The organism is Acidovorax sp. GW835-FHT14B10 (genome assembly GCF_058793725.1).
This window is the reverse complement of record NZ_JBXAGC010000001.1, coordinates 206,424-224,865: the sequence shown is the minus strand read 5'-3', so window position 1 is coordinate 224,865 and position 18,442 is coordinate 206,424. Positions and strand designations below refer to the sequence as shown.

The following is an 18,442-nucleotide window of genomic DNA, read 5'->3' as shown; positions in this document are numbered from 1 at the left end:
CTGCGTCGCCATTGACCTGTCCTCATATGCCGGTATTCCAAAAAGTTCTGATCGCCAACCGGGGGGAAATCGCGCTGCGGATTCACCGCAGTCTGAAGGCCATGGGGCTTTCCACCGTGGTTGCTCACCATGCGGTGGATGCCGGTAGTCCGGCTGTACTCGAAGCCGACCAGGCCGTCGAGCTGCACGGTGCGACGCCGGTGGCAGCCTACCTCGACATCGCCCAAATCGTCGAAGCTTGCCGCAGCACGGGGGCGCAGGCGGTACACCCCGGCTACGGCTTCTTGTCCGAGAACGCGGATTTTGCCCGTGCTCTGATGCAGGCAGGCATCGTGTTCATCGGGCCGCGTGCCGACACCATTGAGCTGATGGGTGACAAGGTGCGTGCCCGCAACTTTGTGGCCGAACGCGGATTTCCCGTCGCGCCTGGCGCGATCGAGGACGAGGACCCGGCGACTTTTCTCGAACGCGCCCGCCAAGTGGGCTCTCCGCTGCTGATCAAGCCTTCGGCAGGTGGTGGCGGCAAGGGCATGCGCATCGTGCGCGACCTGGCCCAGCTCGAGGCCGAGGTTGCCACCGCGCGCCGCGAGGGCGAGCGCTACTTTGGCGACGGCCGCCTGTTCGTCGAACGCTACGTCGAGCGCCCGCGCCACATCGAGGTGCAGGTGCTGGGCGATGAATCCGGCCAGGTTGTCCACCTGTGGGAGCGCGAATGTTCGGTGCAGCGGCGCTTCCAGAAGATCATCGAGGAAACCCCCTCGCCCGCGCTGACCGGCAAGCAGCGGCTCGATATCTGCGAGGCTGCGGCGGGCATTGCCCGCGCATGCGGCTACCGCGGCGCCGGCACGGTTGAATTCATCTATGGCGCCGGTGGCGAGTTCTATTTTCTGGAGATGAACACGCGGTTGCAGGTCGAGCACCCGGTGACCGAGATGGTCACGGGCATCGACCTGGTGCGCGAGCAGGTGCGGGTGGCGCGCGGCGAGCCACTGGCCTTCGCCCAGTCCGATATCGCGCAGCAAGGCCATGCCATTGAGTGCCGGCTCTATGCCGAGGACGCGGCGCATGACTTCCGCCCGGCCATCGGCAAAATCCTGCGCTGGCAAGCGCCTGCGGGGCCTGGCGTGCGCGTCGACTCAGGCGTGCGCGAAGGCCAGGCCGTGACCGCCGCCTTTGACCCGATGATCGCCAAAATCATCTGCCACGGCGCCACGCGCGACGAGGCCATCGCGCGTTCAGTGCACGCGCTGCAGGACACCGTGCTGTTGGGCCTGACCACCAATGCGCGCTACCTGACCCGTGTTCTGCTGCACCCCGAATTCATGGAAGGCCGAGCCGACACCGGCATGCTGACGCGCTGCGCCGACGAGCTGCGCGCCCCACCTCAGAGCGAGGCCGACACCGACATGGCCATCGTCGCGGCCGTGCTGTCTGATCGCGAGTTGCTGCGCTCGGTGCGCAGCGTGCCCTCGATGCATGCCGCAATGGGTGCCTGGAGGAATTGACGATGCGCCGACGCTACCTGATAGACGGACAAACCCATGACGTTGTGGTAACCCGCAGCATCCATGGAGGATTTTCCATTGTGCGAGACGGTCGTCGCATTGACGCGCGCGCCGAAGGACTGCCCGACGGCCGCCAGCGCTTCCACATCGACGGACAGGAACACGCTGTCTGGGTCGCTTGCAGTGAAAAGTCGGCTTTCTTGCACAGCAACCTCAGCGGCGCCATCGAGATCGAGACGGTGGACGCCGCGGGTGGTGCCGGACAAGCCCGCACCGGCGCGTCCGACACACTGGTCGCACCGATGCCCGGGACCGTCATCGCCGTCCAGGTGTGCGAGGGCGACATGGTGAACGCCGGCCAGCCGCTGATGGTGATCGAGAGCATGAAGCTCGAAACCACGCTGTTCGCGCCCCGCGAGGCGCGCATACAGGCCGTGCATTTTGGCGTTGGCGCCACCTTCGGCCTCAAGGCAATTTTGTTGACGCTGGCCGACGCCTGAGCCCCAACACGTTTGACTCACACCATGAAACGTATCGAATCCCGCATCGACACTTCGTCCCCGGCGTACCGTGGCAACTACAAGGCAATGACAGCCATTGTCGCGAAGTACCGTGAGCGCATGCAGATCACCCGCCACCAGCGCCCGGCGCACGAGATCAAGCGTGTGCGCGATCAGGGCAAGCTGCTGGTGCGCGAGCGCCTGGATCTGCTGCTCGACCCCGGCACGCCCTTCCTCGAATTCTCGGCCCTGGCTGCCTGCGATGACTACAACGGCGAGGTCCCGGGCGCCAACGTCGTCACCGGCCTGGGTGTGGTCAGTGGCCGTGAAGTGCTGATCCACGCCGACGACTCCAGCGTCAAGGGCGGCGTCTGGTACACCCTGACGCCGCGCAAGCTCAGCCGCCTGCTCGACATCGCGCTGGAAAACCATTTGCCGGTGATCCACCTGTGCGACAGCGGCGGCGCCTTTCTCGAAGAACTCTCGGGCGTGTACATCGAGGGCGGCAAGGTTTTCCGCAACCAGTGCCTGCTGTCGAAAGCCAACGTACCGCAGGTCGCCATCGTTTTCGGCCACTGCACGGCCGGCGGCGCCTACATTCCGGCGCTGTGCGACTACAGCATCATCGTGCGTGGCACCGGCGGGGTGTTCCTGGGCGGCCCGCCGCTGGTCAAGGCTGCCACCGGCGAGGAGCACACCGCTGACGAGATCGGCGGCTGCGACCTGCACACCCAGGTTTCAGGCACGGTGGACTATCCAGCCGACAGCGAAGCGCATGCGTTTGAAATCTGCCGCGAGATCGTGGCCCAGTTCAAGCCGCCGACGCGCAGCTTCCTGCCCGAGCGCGAGCCCGAGGCGCCCTACTACGACCCGGACGAAATCCATGGCATCGTTTCGCCCGACCATAAGGTTCAGTTCGATCAGCGCGAGCTCATTGCCCGCATCGTTGATGGCAGCCGTTTCCACGAATACCAGCCGGCCTACGGCACCACGCTGATCTGTGGCTACGCCTACATCTGGGGCTACCGCGTGGGCATCCTGGCCAACAACGGCGTGCTGTTCAGCGACAGCTCCAAGAAAGCGGCGCACTTCATCTCGCTGTGCAACCAGAACCGCACGCCACTGCTGTTTCTCCAAAACACCACCGGCTACATGATAGGCCGCAGCTACGAAATGGAAGGCATCACCAAGGACGGCGCAAAAATGCTGATGGCCCAGGCTGGCAGTGAGGTACCCAAGTTCACGGTCATCACCAGCGCCGCCTTCGGCGCCGGCTACTACGGCATGTGCGGCCGTGCCTGGGACCCGCGCATGCTCTGGGCCTGGCCCAACGTGCATATGGGCGTGATGGGGCCAGAGCAGGCGGCAAACACCCTGGCCGACGTAAAAATCGCACAGTTGCGGCGCAAGGGGAACGAACCCGACGCGGATGAAATGAAGGCACTGCGGCAACGGGTCTACGAAAAGGCGGAGCGCGAGTCCAACGCCTATTTCGGCACCTCGCGCCTGTGGGACGATGGACTGTTGGCGCCAGTCGATACCCGCAATGCGCTGGGCATGGCCCTGTCAGCGGCAGCGCACGCGCCCATCGCCGATCCGCGCTACGGTATCTTCCGTTTCTAAAGGCGCGCCCCATGACCGAACCCACTCCCTTCGGATTCGACGACGAGGCCCTCGCCGCCCGTCCCACCGTCTACCAGCCAAGACTCTTCGCCGGGCAGGTGGCCATCGTCAGCGGCGCTGGCAGCGGCATCGGCAAGGCGATTGCCTTCCTCTACGCACGGCTCGGTGCCCGGCTCGTGATCTGCGGTCGAGACCCGGCCAAACTCGAATCCTGCGCCGAGTGGTTGCGCCGGCTGGGCAGCCCCGACGTTCTGGTGCAAGTCACCAACATTCGCGAGCCCGAGCAGGTCGAACAGTTGATCGACGTTGTCTGGCGGCACTTTGGCCGCGTTGACGTACTGGTCAACAATGCCGGCGGGCAGTTTCCGCAGCGGGCGCTGGACTACAGCGTCAAGGGCTGGAAAGCGGTGATCGACACCAACCTCAACGGCACCTGGTACATGATGCAGGCACTGGCCCGCCGCTGGCGGGACACCGGCACCCAGGGCAACATCGTCAACATCGTCGCCACCTTCCAGCGCGGCATGCCGGGCGTGGCCCACACCTGCGCCGCGCGCGCCGCGGTCACCTACCTGTCCAAGACGGTCGCGGTGGAGTGGGCGCAATACGGCATCCGGGTCAACTGCATCGCACCAGGCGCGATTGCCAGCACGGGCTTCCGGCAGTATTCACCCGAGGCGGTGAAAGCCTTCGCCGGAGCCAACCCGATGAAGCATGTCGGCGACGTGCAGGACGTCGCCGAAGCCGTGGTGTACCTCAGCGCGCCCAGCGGCAAGTTCATCACGGGCGAGCTGCTCACGGTGGATGGCGGCGGTGTGCTCTGGGGCGAGGCCTGGACCATCGCCAAACCCGACTACTTCAAGGTGAGCACATGAATTCGGCCGCCACACAACACCCCAGGTTCGGCCCGGGCGACGAAGCCCTGGCCGCGTTGCCCACGGTTTACCGCGACGACCTTTTCGCCGGCAAGGTGGTGCTGGTATCGGGCGCCGGCAGCGGCATCGGCAAGGCCATCGCCTTCCTGTTTGCGCGACTTGGCGCCACGGTTGCCCTTTGCGGGCGCAAGGCCGACAAGCTTGAGGACTGCGCCGAAAAACTGCGGGCGCTTTCGGGCCGCGAGGTGTTCATCTACCCCATGACGATCCGCGACCCCGAGCAGGTGGACGCCCTGCTGGCCGCGGTCTGGGAGCGTTTCGGTGGCATCGACGTGCTGGTCAACAATGCTGGCGGCCAGTTCGCCGCCCATGCGATGGACTTCACCGTCAAAGGCTGGAACGCCGTGATCGACACCAACCTGAACGGCACCTGGTACATGATGCAAGGTGCGGCCAAGCGTTGGGTGGAGCAGGGTCGGCCCGGCAACATCGTCAACATCACCGCCGCCATCGACCGCGGCCTCACAGGCATGGCGCACACCACCGCTTCGCGCGCCGGCGTGATCGCGCTGTCGCGCACGCTGGCCATCGAGTGGGCCGAACACGGCATCCGCCTCAACTGCATCGGCGCCGGAGCCATCGAAAGCAACGGCTTCAACAATTACCGGGAAGAAAACGTTGCCACCTTTTATTCCTGCAACCCGATGAAACGCGCCGGCGACGTGCAGGACATCGCCGAAGCGGTGGTGTACCTGGCGGGGCCATCCGGCAAATTCATCACCGGCGAGGTGCTCAATGTCGAGGGCGGAATGCTGTTGTGGGGTGAGTTCTGGCCTGCCGGCAAGCCGGACTATTTCAAAGTGGAACCCACTTGAGCGCGCAAGACCCTTCTGCGCCGGCAAGTTACTTCCACGGGCCGTTTCAGCAGCTCGTGGGATACGACATCCTGCACAACGAGCGCGGCCTGTATTTCCAGCTGCCGATCCGGCGCGACCACCTCAACCCCCACGGCGTGCTGCACGGCGGCGTGCCCTTGACTTTACTCGATGCGGTCGGGGGCAGATCGCTGATTGACCGGCCCATCCCTGGCAGCGGCCAGCTTATACAGTCGTCCGTGACGGTCACGCTCACCGTGGATTTCATGCGTGCGGTCAACGCGGGGATTCTATTTGCATCGGCAACGCCAGACCACATCGGCAAGACACTGGCCTACGTCTCCGTGAAAGTAACGCTCGATGCACTCGACGGTGACATCGTTTCGCGCGGCATCGGCACCTACCGCATCTATACCAAGTCGCTGGTCAAAAGCATCTGATCGGTGACGCCCTCGCCCAGCACCTGGCCGGGCCCCGGCGGCGGGAGTTCGACTTCGATCATTTCCAGGGGCGACTCTGCGCATAAGGCGCGGGAGCGCCGGTGCGCATCAGAAGGCAGTACGAACTTTCTTTCAGCCAATCCCGTCATGAAAAGCCGTTGATTGGCCGCTCCCTGAATTTGGGTGCCTCCCTTGGTTGGAAATTCTGTTGCTTGTGCAAGAACGCCGACCGCAGGGAACCGGCCGACGCCCCGAAGGTTTCCGCCAGCAAGGTTTGCGGTTGGAGGGGATTAGTTGGCGGTGTACCCGCCATCGACCACCAGTTCCGCGCCGTGCACAAAGGACGATTCGTCGGACGCGAGGAAGAGCACCGCCTGCGACACCTCGATCGGCTTGGCGGGACGTTTGAGCAGCGTCGGCCCGAGAACGGCCGCACGCATCTCCGGGGTGGACAGCAGATCCTTCGTCATGGCCGTCTCGATCACACCCGGATGCACCGAGTTGACGCGGATGTTGAAGGGCGCCAGGTCCACCGCGCAGGACTTGGTGAACAGGCGGACCGCCCCCTTCGAGGCCTCATAAGCACTGGCGCTGGGGGCGCCGACCAGGCCGTAAATCGACGAGATGTTGATGATGTTGCCCCCACCGTTCCTTTGCATGGCCGGGATCACGGCGCGCGTGCCGATGAAGACGCCGCGCACGTTGACGTCGAAGATGCGATCCCACTCCTCGCTGGTGGTGTCCTGCACGGGCTTGAGGATCAGGATGCCGGCATTGTTGATCAGGACGTCGATGCGGCCCGCGCGTTCGACGATCCGGCTCACCGCGGCGTTCCAGTCCGCTTCCTTCGTGACGTTGAGCGAAATGAAATCGGCCTTGCCGCCATTTTTTCGAATACCGTCCACCGTGGCCTGGCCTTTGGCCGCATCCATGTCGGCAACAAACACCCAGGCACCCTGCGAGGCGAGCAATTCGCAGTGCGACTGCCCCATGCCCATGGCGCCGCCGGTGACGAGAATGACTTTGTCCTGTACACGTTTCATGATCTCTACTTGGTTGATATGGCGAAAATGCCTTACTGCAACTTGAAACCCTGGTAGCCCTGGTTCTTGACCTCGCTGAGCCGATGCCGGTAGGCACCGAGACCGGCCATGTAGAAGTACACGGTGGTGGTCTTGCCGGGGATGTCCGCGGTCAGCTCGCCCGGAATCCACAGCGGCAATTGTTCTGATGTGATCAATTCGCTCATTGGTTCCCTCGCTTCGGTTGCGACAGCTACTTACTGTCTCACCTTTGTGAATCTTGCCTTTGGTCATGCATCAGCCTCCGGCACCCGGACGCCGTGGCGCTCGGGTGGCGTCGCGCGACACCGCTCAATGCACATGCTCATCAGGCGGCGGCAGGATCGCCGGCTCGCGGTGGATCTGTTCGATCTGGCGCTGCAGGAACTGCAGGTCGCGCCACGCGTCATTTTGCTCCTCGCCATCTTGCGGCAGCCAGCGCGCACGCACATAGCCGAAGCGGTCGATCAGCAGCTCCATGTGCGGCGGGACCTCCCCCAGCACGGTCTTGCCGGCGTTGCCCAGCGTGCGCCTGAACAACAAGTAGGCAGCCGCTGCCTCCTGCGCCCCGTCCGTCACCAGCGGAAACGGCAACCGAACGGACGGCGGCTTCGTTCCCGGCAGCGCGATGGACAGCACCTCCGTGTCGCGCGCTCTTAGCTGAGGATAAGCACTCGCCAGTTTGCCGAGGCGCTGCTCCGAAAAGGGCAAGGAGTAAAAAACCAGCAACACGGCCTTGTTCTCCCTCTCTTCATTGAGCAGCGGCGTGGGGTTGGACTGGCAGATCCCCGACTCCCGCGACACAGCCTTGCTCTCCTTGTTCTCCCGGTAAGTCTTGAGCGAACCCGTTTGCTCGAACTGATCCACGAAGTCGAAGTCGGGTGGGCCGAGCCAGGGCTGGCCGGGCACGATCTGTGGCGTCAGGATGCGGGCCTGAAACCCGGCGGAGAAGGCGCGCAGGAAGTTCACGACGTCCCAGCGCTGCTCGGGCGTCATCTCCTGGGCGAAGCCGGGCATGGCGGTTTGCGGCTTGCCGTGGGTCAGCCACCAGAACAGGTCGCCGGCCGTGTGCAGCGCTGTATGCGGCTCGGTGAGGTCCACAGGCTTGGCGGGCAGGCGGGCCGCCAGCGGCCCGTCCCCCTTGCCTCCCGCACCGTGGCAGCTGATGCAGTGCCGGGAGAACAGCGCCGCACCGCGCGCCACCGACACCGCGTTGTAGCTGATATCGGTGCGCCGGTAGGTGTCGGGGTAGGCAGGCACCGACAGCGTGTGCAGCCCAAAGACCAGCCCCGCGACAGTTGCCAGCGCGGCAGCCCCCAGACGGATACGGCGCCCCCCCGGGGTCACATTGCCGCCAGCGCCCGACCAGGCGGTATGCCACAGCACGGCCAGCCCCCCGAGCGCCAGCAGTGCGGCCCCCGCGACCTTGAGCGCCACCCCCTTCTGGCCCCAGTTGGCCGCGATCGACAAGCGAAACGGCAGCGGCCAGACCATCTGGTCATGGGCCGCGGGCAGCGTGCCAGTCAGCCCGGCCGCAAAAACAAGGATCAGCATCACGATGCCGAGCTCAACCCTGAGCAGACCAGCCACCGCGCGCCACACGCCGCCCTGCCCGTGCGCGCCGCTGCCCAGGCGGGGCATCCAGACCCAGCGAATCCGCGCCGCCAACAGCAGCACCAGCGCCAGCAGCACCAGCTTGGCCAGCACCTGCAGGCCGAACGGGGTGCTCAGCAAGGGCGCGAAGCTGCGTTCGATCACCGTCATCAGGCCGCCCAAGAGGTCATCGCTGCGGGCCGGCCAACGCGTGGGTGCGCCAAACTGCAAATAGGTGATGAGCAGGCCGGAGGCAACGATCAGGGCCACACAAATGGTGGCCAGCAGCGAGAAGCGGCGCAGCAGCAAGGCAAACATCGGGCGCCAAAGGGGATCGTGTCCGCTGGCCGCCAGGTACACGCCGTAGGCCAGTGCCGGCAGCGCGCCGGCCCAGGCGCCTGCTGCCAGCAGGTGCAGCGCATGGCCGGTTCCTGCCAGCCAGACCGGCTCGGTCGCGGCACCGTGCCCGGAAAATGCGGCGCTCGCATTCATCGCCACCGCCAGGCCCAGCAGCGCCACCGTGACGGCCCGCTCACCGAACCGGGTGAACAGGGGTTCGCGTGCGAGCAAGAGCAGCAGCATGAGCAAGGCGATGGCCTGCCGCACCTGCCAGACCGCGCCGTAGCGGGTCCGCTCCAGCAGCCGCAGCCATTCGGCCCCTTCAAAGACGGCTTCGCCGCGGCCGCTGACCGAGGCCGCCTGCAGCATCAGCAGACCGACAGCGGCGACCAGCGACAGGGCCAACAACCAGGGCGCGACCGCCATGACAACACGTCGCCAACGTGTGGCCGCCGGGCTGGTGTGATCTGCAGGAGCCAGCAGCAGCAGCGCAAAGCCGCCGAGCAGCACCACGCCGCTGGTCAGCTGCAGCCAGCGCAGCATGGTGCCGAGCCATTCCATCTACTTGCCGGCGCCGCCGCTCTCGACGCTGAAGGTATAGCCATAGTCGACGGTGTGGCCATCGACCGAGAGCACCCGGTATTTCACGGTATAGGCACCCGGCACGAGCACGGGCAAGGGCAGGACCAGCAGTTTGGGGTCGTCCTTGTCCACCTGGGCCTTCGACGTTGCGACCGGACCGGCGCCGTCCCTGATCACGCTGATCGTTGCGTACGCGGGCTCCAGCCGCTCGTTGAACCACAGCCGCACCTGCGGCGGCGGCTTCGATAGCGTGGCTCGGCGCGCCGGCTCCGACTTGACCAGCGCCGCATGCGCCCAGGCTGCGCTGGTGCCGGCCAGGGCCAGCACCGCGACGAGACACGAAGCCATCTCGCGCCGGGCGTTCACTCTGCGCGCACCCAGGTTTGCGAGCGCCCTAGCATTGGCACACCGATATAGCCTCGAACCTCGAGCTTCTTGCCCCCGTCGGCGGGCCGCAGACGCAGCCGGTAGGTCGCCCCGTTCTCTGGGTCGAGCACCTCTCCGCCGTCCCACAGCGTGACATCCTCGGCATTGCGCTTGATGCCGCGAATAATCATCATCCCGACCACCGCTTTGTCCTTGCGCTCATCGGTGCATTTCGCGCAGACGGTCGCCGCCATCGGGTCTAGCAGCTTTTCTATGGTGCCACTGATCACGCCAGCCGATTCGCTGATGCGGATCAATGTCTTTACGGTCTTGCCGTCGTCGTCAATCGTCTTCCAGAGCCCGACGGGTGTGTCCTGCGCAAAAGCAGGAACGGCTACCCAAGCAAGTAAAGCGATAGCGAGTGCGCTTTTCAATGTTTTTTCGATTTCCATGAGGTTTTCTTTCATTGTGGGTAATCGGGAAACGACTCCATTGGCCGACGGCGCTATTGCTTTGCTGACTATTTGCACCCGTATCCATTGATCTCAGGGACGATCTGACTGTATGTTTATGGCTTGACCTTGCCCCGATTCGGAACGACCACCACACTTACCTTCTGTACCGATGATTCGATGGTCTTGTGGGATGCATCGGACCAGTACACGCTGATGACGTGCGCGCCCGCTTCGAGCGGCAGGTCAAAAACGTAGCGGTAGCGGTTCTTGCCCACGCGCGCGAGTTCCCTCATCGTCGGCATCAGCGAGGTGCCATCGATGTCAACGTGCAGGTGAACGCCAACGGTCTTGGCGCCCATCGTCATCTGCTCCAGATCGGCGCCGGTCTCGAATTCGACCTTGATGTCGGGGCCGAGCTGCGCCCCGGCAAGCGGCGACACGATGCGCAGCGATGGCAAGGCCTTCACGTCCAGCGCCTCGCCTTTGCGGACACTCCCACTGGCGCCATGGCCATGGTGCGCGTGCTCTCCCGCCACGGCCACCGTTGCGCCCAGCGCCCCGATCAGGGCAGCGAGACAGACCTTGCGAACACCCAGCTTCGATTTCATCGTTGACTCCTTGTATTCTGACCAAGCATGGCAAGCGACCGGGCACGAAAGCTCTGCAAGAACCGTCGGCCCGTCATCCGCTGCGCGCATGCAAGCCTGCACAGCGACTTCCGCTCCTCGGCGGTGCGTGCGCTGACGCACTCGCACTCGCACATGGACACCCGTGGCATTCCTTCGCGCCAACGGTCATTTCTGGGGACGTATCGCGTCTGCCGTTCCCTGGATGAAGGCCTTGATCTTCTCCACCTCGTCCGCGCTCAGTTTGCCCGTGAAGTCAGGCATGCCCCGGCTCATGGCCGGACCCTTGAAGACGAACTTGTCCAGGTTCTCGATATAGGCGGCCCCGATGTAGCCCAGGTTGGGAATGCTGCCGCCGCGGTCAACACCCGGCACGCCGTGGCAAAGCACGCAATTGCTGACATACAGCGCGGTGCCGGCCGGCACCTGGGCCGGGTCGTATTTCACGCCAGCCACCAGCTCTTCCATGCGGTACTTCACGAACTCGGGCATCGGCGCCTTGCCGCCGACCGCGAAGGTATACACCGTGCCCGGTCCCTGCCGGTCGGTGGCGCGTCTGTCCAATCCATATGAGCCGCCCCAGCCTACCGCAATCGACACATACTGCTTGCCGTCCACCAGGTAGGTGGATGGCGCAGCCACCACGCCGGTTCCGGTGGGTGATTCCCAGAGCTTCTCGCCGTTGCGCGCGTTGAAGGCAATGAAGCGGCCGTCGGCCGTGCCTTGGAACACCAGATCGCCCGCGGTGGTCAGCGTGCCGCCGTTCCACGGCGACACATGCTCCTGCGTCCAGGCAGCCTTCTGCTGCACCGGATCCCAGGCGATCAGCCTGCCGAACGGGGCACTCTTGGGTGGCTCGACGTTGGCAAATGTCGCTATGTTCCAGCCCGTGTTGCTTTGCGGTTCGCCCGGACGCACGCCGTTGAACGTCCAGTCCTTGTTGTCCATCAGCGTGAGCGGCACACTCTGCGCCGGCAAGTAGGCCAGCCCGGTCTGCGGGTTGAATGACATCGAATGCCAGTTGTGTGCACCTAAGGCGCTGGGAATGATCTCGCGCGGCCGGTCAGCCACGCGCGCAATGGGCGTTTCGATCGGGCGTCCGTCCTTGTCATAGCCGCTGGCCCAGTTCACGTCAACGAAATTCTTCGCCGAGATGAACTTGCCGTTGGTGCGGTCGATCACGAAGAAGAAGCCGTTCTTCGGCGCATGCAGGATCACCTTGCGCGGCTTGCCGTCAATCTTCAGATCGGCCAGGATCATCGGCTGGGTCGAAGTGAAATCCCAGTTGTCGCCCGGGGTCTGCTGGTAGTGCCAGACGTACTTGCCGGTGTCGGGGTCGAGCGCGACGATGGATGCGAGATAAAGGTTGTCGCCGCCCGCGGGGCTGCGTTTGCTGCGGGCCCAGGGCGAGCCGTTGCCGGTGCCCACATACATCAGGTTGAGCTCGGGGTCGAAGGTCAGGGTGTCCCAGGCGGTGCCGCCACCCCCGGCTTCCCAGTACTTGCCACTGGGATCCCAGGTCTTGGCCGCCTTGGCCATGGACTCATCCTCGAACGGCTTGCTCGGATCGCCCGGTACCGTGAACCAGCGCCATTTCTGGTCACCGGTCTTGGCATCGTAGGCGGTGATGTAGCCGCGCACGCCGTATTCGGCACCACCGTTGCCAATGATGACTTTGCCCTTGAACACGCGCGGCGCACCAGTGATGGTGTAGCTGAACTTGCGATCAATGATGGTGTCTTTTTCCCAGACCTTTTTGCCGCTCGCCGCATCGAGCGCGATCAGGCGGCCGTCGAACGAACCGACATAGACCTTGCCTTCATACAGGGCGACGCCACGGTTGACCACATCGCAGCATCCTTTGTAGCCGATCTCGCGCGGCACCTTGGGATCAAAGGTCCAGATGCGCTTGCCGGTGCGCACATCGATCGCATGAACAATGCTCCACGAGGCGCTGACATACATGATGCCGTCCACCACCAGCGGTGTGGCCTCAACGCCGCGCGTCGATTCGAGGTTGTACGACCAGACCAGTCCCATGTCTTTTACGTTGGCGGTATTGATCTGGTTCAGGCGCGAGAAGCGGGTCTCGGCATAGTCCAGGCCGTAGCTGGGCCAGTCGTTGGTGCGCGCCTCGTTGGCGCGGATGAATGCGCCATCGACCTTCTTGGTCACGGCTGCAATGTGCGCCTTCGAGCCCTTCGCCGCCTCGGCCATGGCAGCCGGCGCTGCCATGGCGAGCAGCGAAACCACTGCGAACATCACGGCGATTGCGGGTCGTTTGGCGGCTTTCCCTTGACGGACGCCACCCACCGTATCGAAGCCATGCTTCATTGTGTCTCCTTTTTTCATGCTGTCTCCTTTTTGGTTTTGAGTCTTGAGGTATGTCCGTGATTCAGGTTCTGCGCCGCGGTCTGGTGAACCGGTACAGGAGCAGCGCCACGCCCATCAAGACCAGCGGAAATGGCAGGTACTTCCAATAATTGCGCACTCCGACCCGAAACGGAAACACCGAATGTTCGGTCTTTCCGGTGGCCGGGTCGGTCGCGCTGAGCAGTCCGATATACCATCCAGCTGCGCTGAAGCGGTGATCCAGCGTGACGGTGCCGCGCGGATAGGTCTTGGCCGGCAGCGCCACGACGGTCTCTGCCGCAATACGGCCCGCGTCACCGAGATCCTCGTAGCGCGCCATGGCCTCTTTCCCGCTGGCATCACGAAGTATCCGGAACTCCACCACGCGTTCGCGCAATGCGGGCTGGATGAAGTCAATCACCATCACCGCACGCCCGACCTCGGGAATGTCCTCGCAGAACTCCTGACTGGCCCGATGCTCGGGCTGGTAGCCGGCAAAATGGGCGTCAGCCGTCCTGCTATTGCCGACACGCAAGACGCACTTGTCGTCCTCCATGCCGACCCCGCCATGAGCCCAAGCGGATGCCGCGGCCACTGCAAGCAGCGCGGAACCCAGTATTCGGATCAAGCGCATCCTCAGTACCCCCCGAACAAGGGGATCATCGGCCCGCTGATTTCAACCGGATAGCGGCGCCCCTTGGCATCAAAGAAGAACAGCATGCCGGCCACCACCGCATCCGGGGACGAAATCATGGTCGTCATGCGCTGCGTCTCCCACATCGCGTCGTCGGCATAGATCACGATCTGCTGTGTTTTACCCGGCTGAATCGGCCCGCCTTCCACGCGCAGCGCGTCGGATGCCACCAGATCGTCCGCATCTCTGGGCTTGACCTGCTGCACCGCTGCATTGATGAAGCGCAGCCCCCCGGATGCAAACTCGCCGATGCTCAAGGGACTGCTCCCGTGATTGGTCACGGTGAGCGCAATGCGAAAGCTTCGTCCAGGGATGCGGTAGCGGGCATCATCCATGCGCACCATCACCGGCGAGGGCTCGCGCTCCAGGACGGCCGTGTCGACCTTGCCGGTCTGCAACGGCGTCGTGATCGGCCAGCGCTCGTTGGCATAGATGTATCCACCAACGATGAGCATCAGCGTGACCAGCAGGACCCCCAGCGCCACCATGCGATCGCGCGCGGTAATCATGTCGTCGGCATTCTCGCCCAGCGCGCTGACCCGCCGGAACCTCGGCATGATCAAGGGTATCTTGGTCAGCCAATAGCCAAACCAGAGCAAACCAAGCGCAATCCACGCCACCGACCAGCCAACGGAATGAGCGAAGCCGTAGGTCTCGAGGTCAAGCTCTTGCCCAAGCAGCGTCTTGATGCTGTTCTGGAAGTCCGCCTGGGTACCCCCGACCTCGACCCACAGGCCGGGCCCGATCATGGGACCGGCGTCCTTGACGTTGACGATCGGATGCAGGTGGTAGCGCCCCGGTGTGCGCGCCTTCAGCGTGACCACGAAATCGTAACGCTCGCCCCGCTTGAACGTTGTGCTGCGGATGCCGGGCGTTCCGTTGATGCGCGTCTCCAGCCGAACGAAGGATGGCCCGGGTACACCGATATTGAGAAAGGCCGAGCCATCCTCGATGGAGGCAACGTGATGGGGCCAGGATTCGGACGGAATGAATCTGCCTTTGACCACCAATATCTCGTTGACGTCGAGCTTGGCCGTCGAAAACTCGAGATCAAACCAATGCACGGTGCGCATGCGCAAGGCCGGCTGCTGGGCTTTTTCGCCATGGGCGTATGCCAACTGTGCCGAGAACGCAACCCCTACCACAATCAGCGTCTGAATGACTGCAAACAATTTTGTTATGAATTTCATGATTGTCCCTCGAATTAGACGACTTTCTGCAACCACTTGAGCCTGAAGGCGAGGGAGCCCACCCAGACCCAGAACCAGTACGCCATGACTGTCAAAAAGGCCGCAAACACCGCCGTCAGCGGCGTCACCGCATCACCGAACGTCCTCAAGGTGCTCTCCTCGATGATGCGCACGTATTCCGGCATGGCGGTGCGGATGTACTCGAAGCCCATCACGTCCGCCACGGTCATCAAGGTGCCCTGCATCTCGACGGGAACCATGTACGGCGCAAACAAGGGCCAGTTCAGCGGCCAGAGCAGCAAACCGGAAAGAAAACCCGCGAAGATTCCTGTGAAAAAGAAACTGCGCGTGAGCAGCAAGATGCAATCGATCATCAGACCAATGGCAATATGGGTGGACGGAACCACAAAATTCATCGGAAAACCGGCAAATTCATGGAAATTCAGGTAGCGGCTCACCCACGCCATCAGCGTGAATGCAAGAATGCTCAACGTGCCGCCCAGCGGCAGCCGCACCAAACGCCAGAAGGCATAGCCAAACACGGCAGGGAGCGTGACCATCACCAACGGTGTTATCAGTGGCCAATAGCGCCGGTCCCTCCAGTCCATCCAAAAATCCCAGTCGCCCACAAGCAAAGAAAACTGGAAGCTGAAAATAGCACCCAAAAGGACAACGAGCAGCGGAATGACCACCCAATCCACCTGAGCATCCACGCGCGCCAATTCCTGCGGGCTATCGATGGCTGATGTCGAAATAGACATGAAAAACTTTCAAAAACAAATATATGCAAAGGGGAAAATGCTCACCCCACAACAATCAAGCCGTGGAGCGAGCACACATGAAACCCGCGATCGGAGGGCCTGGACACCCCCCTTTGAATCAATCGGGCGCCATCAATCCTTTATCAACGGGCCGCCAGGAGATCATCCTCAGCGGAAGCCGTCAGCCTCGTAAGTTCAGCCACCCGGGCAAGGATTTGCAAGAGCAGCCCGCCCGCAGCGAATGCAGACCAGCCCAGCAACACAAAGCCCCAGTGAATCGGCGCGGCGAACAGCTCCTCGGCATAGAAGAAAGTGTGCCCCCATTCATTGAAGCCAACGTTGGGCATGATCATGAAAGCGCCGGTCACAATGATCGCGAACGGCACGGAGACGCGCTTGCCAAAGAGAGGAATCCGCGTATGGGCATAGGCAAACGAAATGAAGCCCCAGAAAATCAGCACCGGCACACAGAAATAGAAGAGACCGATGTGAGTGGGCGTGAAATCGGTATCCCGGATCGTGACCTGATGCCAAGCCGCATCCGCCTCCGTGTAGATCGAACCTGTCACGTAAAAGAGTATCCCGAATCCCAATAACTGAGCCATCAACACAAACAAGCGGCGCAACTCTTCGCGCGGCCCGATTTGCGAAAAATCACGCACACGGGTATGCCAGAGGTAGGCGAGAGATCCCGTGCCCACAGTGATGATCAGCAACAACTGCCCATACAGGAGTCGCATCCAATAGGCTTGAAACTCAGGGCTGAAATAATCAAGGCCATAGGTAAAGGCACTGGCCTCCGAGTAGATCCGGTAACCAGTGAACACCACCACGGCACTGAGAATAGCAATAAAGAACTTGGCCCACGGTGCCCCAAGCCTGCCTTGAGCAGCACCCGCCTTCTGAATCGAACTTGTTTTCATCGTCATGTCTCCTGTTGTGCGAAGTAAAAACTGACCATCGCCGGTCCGCATGGCGCGAACTACTTCGCGAACGACTTTGCGCCACCGTCCTGAAAATGGTAGATCGAAGTCTGCGGCGCCACACCTAACTTTCGTTAGGGTGTTTTTCATGGCGCATCTCCATAGACTCGGTCCACACATGAATCGACATAAAGGAGACAAAAAATGTCAGTGACTTCCGCAGCAATGCGTCTTGTAGGCCCCGCCGATCACGTCGGCCAGCCGGAACTAGAGCGCATCTTTGCTGCACAACGCGAGACGGCATTGCGACTTCGCAGGTCAACCGCCGCGCAGCGACTCGACAAGATCGAACGCCTTAAGCGGGCCGTTCTGGCGCGCCAAACCGACATCCAGCGCGCCGGCGCCATGGATTTTGGCAAGCCAGCCGCCGAGGTCGACCTGACCGAGATCCTGCCGGTTGTGGCCGAGGCCAACGACGCACGCCGCCATCTGCGCCGCTGGATGAAGGCGAAGAAGGTTCTGCCAACCCTGCTGATGTTCGGCACCTCGAGCTACGTGCAGTGCGAACCAAAAGGCCGTTGCCTGATCATCTCGCCCTGGAACTATCCGGTCAACCTGACCTTCGGACCGCTGATCTCGGCCATCGCCGCCGGCAACACGGTGATTCTCAAGCCCTCGGAGATGACGCCGCACCTGACGGCGCTCATGGCCGAAATCGTGCGCGAGGTGTTTCCCGAAGACGAGGTGGCGCTGTTCCAGGGCGATGCTTCGGTCTCGCAGGCGCTGCTGGACCTGCCGTTCGACCACATCTTCTTCACCGGCTCACCAGCGATCGGCCGGGTGGTGATGGCGGCGGCGGCCAAGCACCTGACCAGCGTGACGCTGGAGCTGGGCGGCAAGAGTCCGACCATCGTCGATGCCACGGCGGACCTGAAGGCCGCGGCGGCCAACCTGATGTGGTCCAAGTGCACCAACAGTGGCCAGACCTGCATCGCCCCGGACCACGTCTATGTCCACGAATCGGTCAAGGAAACCTTTGTCCAGCACTGCCGTGACGCCTTGGCCAAGGCCTACGGCGAGGGCGACGCAACGCGCAACAGTCCGAACCTGGCGCGGATCGTCAATCCGCGCCACACGCAACGCCTGATCGATCTGATGGACGACTCCGTGCAAAAGGGCGCCCGCGTGCTCGTGGGCGGGCAACACCAGGCCGATCAGAAATTCATTGCACCGTCGCTGATCGACCAGGTCAGCCCCGACGCGAAGATCATGCAAGAGGAAATTTTCGGCCCCTTGCTGCCCGTGATCGCGTACCGTGACCTCGACGAGGTCATCGGCAAAATCAACGCCCAGCCCAAGCCGCTCGCGCTGTACATCTGGACCAAGGATGGCAAGCTTGCCGACAAGGTGCTGCGCGAGACGAGCTCGGGCGGCGCCTGCGTCAACCACAGCGTCGTGCAGTTCCTGCACGGCCGTTTGCCCTTCGGCGGTGTCAACAACTCCGGCCTGGGCAGCGCACACGGGCTCTACGGGTTCAAGGCCTTCAGCCATGAGCGCGCGATCGTCAAGACCTGGCTGTTGCTGGCATCGACCTTCTACCCGCCCTACACCCATCTGTCGCAGCGGCTGATCAACTGGACGCTGCGTCTGGTCTGAGGGTCTCGGTTGCACGGAGGTAGCCC

General features: G+C 63.0%; 18 protein-coding genes. 7 read left to right on the top strand and 11 right to left on the bottom strand.

Annotated elements, in window-relative coordinates:
- Window positions 1-26 precede the first annotated feature (26 nt).
- Genes AC1Q5S_RS01010 through AC1Q5S_RS00985 form a run of 6 tightly spaced genes read left to right on the top strand, consistent with a single transcriptional unit; the run spans window position 27 to window position 5,818 of the window.
- Window positions 27-1,505, top strand: a complete 1,479-nt coding sequence (locus AC1Q5S_RS01010; RefSeq protein ID WP_060986780.1) for an acetyl-CoA carboxylase biotin carboxylase subunit — start codon at window positions 27-29, stop codon at window positions 1,503-1,505.
- Between the two features lie 2 nt (window positions 1,506-1,507).
- Window positions 1,508-2,005, top strand: coding sequence for an acyl-CoA carboxylase biotin carboxyl carrier protein subunit (locus AC1Q5S_RS01005; protein ID WP_060986779.1), 498 nt, complete (start codon window positions 1,508-1,510; stop codon window positions 2,003-2,005).
- Between the two features lie 24 nt (window positions 2,006-2,029).
- A complete protein-coding gene (locus tag AC1Q5S_RS01000) occupies window positions 2,030-3,628 on the top strand; it encodes an acyl-CoA carboxylase subunit beta (protein WP_060986778.1) in 1,599 nt (532 codons plus the stop codon).
- Window positions 3,629-3,639: 11 nt separating this feature from the next.
- Complete coding sequence (locus tag AC1Q5S_RS00995; RefSeq protein ID WP_060986777.1) at window positions 3,640-4,503, top strand: SDR family oxidoreductase; 864 nt, start codon at window positions 3,640-3,642, stop codon at window positions 4,501-4,503.
- Window positions 4,500-5,378, top strand: coding sequence for an SDR family oxidoreductase (locus tag AC1Q5S_RS00990; RefSeq protein WP_060986776.1), 879 nt, complete (start codon window positions 4,500-4,502; stop codon window positions 5,376-5,378). The genes AC1Q5S_RS00995 and AC1Q5S_RS00990 overlap by 4 nt, the downstream gene beginning before the upstream one ends.
- Window positions 5,375-5,818: a PaaI family thioesterase gene (locus AC1Q5S_RS00985; RefSeq protein WP_060986775.1), complete on the top strand. Its 444-nt coding sequence runs from the start codon at window positions 5,375-5,377 to the stop codon at window positions 5,816-5,818. The genes AC1Q5S_RS00990 and AC1Q5S_RS00985 overlap by 4 nt, the downstream gene beginning before the upstream one ends.
- 290 nt (window positions 5,819-6,108) lie before the next feature.
- Here AC1Q5S_RS00985 and AC1Q5S_RS00980 read toward each other — a convergent pair whose 3' ends face one another.
- The 11 genes from AC1Q5S_RS00980 to AC1Q5S_RS00930 form a co-directional block, all read right to left on the bottom strand.
- Window positions 6,109-6,861, bottom strand: a complete 753-nt coding sequence (locus tag AC1Q5S_RS00980) for a glucose 1-dehydrogenase (protein ID WP_060986774.1) — start codon at window positions 6,859-6,861, stop codon at window positions 6,109-6,111.
- Window positions 6,862-6,893: 32 nt separating this feature from the next.
- Window positions 6,894-7,067 carry a hypothetical protein gene (locus tag AC1Q5S_RS00975; protein WP_156445181.1) on the bottom strand — a complete coding sequence of 58 codons (174 nt, stop codon included), beginning with the start codon at window positions 7,065-7,067 and terminating at the stop codon, window positions 6,894-6,896.
- 124 nt (window positions 7,068-7,191) lie between these two features.
- On the bottom strand, window positions 7,192-9,372 hold the full coding sequence (locus AC1Q5S_RS00970; RefSeq protein WP_066786158.1) for a c-type cytochrome: 2,181 nt from the start codon (window positions 9,370-9,372) through the stop codon (window positions 7,192-7,194).
- Window positions 9,373-9,759 carry a copper resistance CopC family protein gene (locus AC1Q5S_RS00965; protein WP_210436170.1) on the bottom strand — a complete coding sequence of 129 codons (387 nt, stop codon included), beginning with the start codon at window positions 9,757-9,759 and terminating at the stop codon, window positions 9,373-9,375.
- Window positions 9,756-10,226, bottom strand: coding sequence for a DUF2147 domain-containing protein (locus tag AC1Q5S_RS00960; RefSeq protein WP_060984655.1), 471 nt, complete (start codon window positions 10,224-10,226; stop codon window positions 9,756-9,758). Before AC1Q5S_RS00960 ends, AC1Q5S_RS00965 begins: the two co-directional genes overlap by 4 nt.
- A gap of 101 nt (window positions 10,227-10,327) precedes the next feature.
- Window positions 10,328-10,822: a hypothetical protein gene (locus AC1Q5S_RS00955; protein ID WP_060984654.1), complete on the bottom strand. Its 495-nt coding sequence runs from the start codon at window positions 10,820-10,822 to the stop codon at window positions 10,328-10,330.
- Between the two features lie 186 nt (window positions 10,823-11,008).
- On the bottom strand, window positions 11,009-13,057 hold the full coding sequence (locus AC1Q5S_RS00950; protein ID WP_243721779.1) for a PQQ-dependent dehydrogenase, methanol/ethanol family: 2,049 nt from the start codon (window positions 13,055-13,057) through the stop codon (window positions 11,009-11,011).
- A gap of 178 nt (window positions 13,058-13,235) precedes the next feature.
- Window positions 13,236-13,748: a hypothetical protein gene (locus AC1Q5S_RS00945; protein ID WP_133156845.1), complete on the bottom strand. Its 513-nt coding sequence runs from the start codon at window positions 13,746-13,748 to the stop codon at window positions 13,236-13,238.
- 80 nt (window positions 13,749-13,828) lie between these two features.
- Window positions 13,829-15,076, bottom strand: coding sequence for a bacterial ammonia monooxygenase, subunit AmoB (gene amoB / locus AC1Q5S_RS00940; protein WP_492238229.1), 1,248 nt, complete (start codon window positions 15,074-15,076; stop codon window positions 13,829-13,831).
- Between the two features lie 14 nt (window positions 15,077-15,090).
- Complete coding sequence (locus AC1Q5S_RS00935) at window positions 15,091-15,837, bottom strand: methane monooxygenase/ammonia monooxygenase subunit A (RefSeq protein ID WP_060984650.1); 747 nt, start codon at window positions 15,835-15,837, stop codon at window positions 15,091-15,093.
- A gap of 143 nt (window positions 15,838-15,980) precedes the next feature.
- Window positions 15,981-16,910, bottom strand: a complete 930-nt coding sequence (locus tag AC1Q5S_RS00930) for a methane monooxygenase/ammonia monooxygenase subunit C (RefSeq protein ID WP_165961701.1) — start codon at window positions 16,908-16,910, stop codon at window positions 15,981-15,983.
- Window positions 16,911-16,964: 54 nt separating this feature from the next.
- Between AC1Q5S_RS00930 and AC1Q5S_RS00925 the strand changes: the two genes are divergently transcribed.
- Window positions 16,965-18,416 carry an aldehyde dehydrogenase family protein gene (locus tag AC1Q5S_RS00925; protein WP_082753188.1) on the top strand — a complete coding sequence of 484 codons (1,452 nt, stop codon included), beginning with the start codon at window positions 16,965-16,967 and terminating at the stop codon, window positions 18,414-18,416.
- Window positions 18,417-18,442 lie beyond the last annotated feature (26 nt).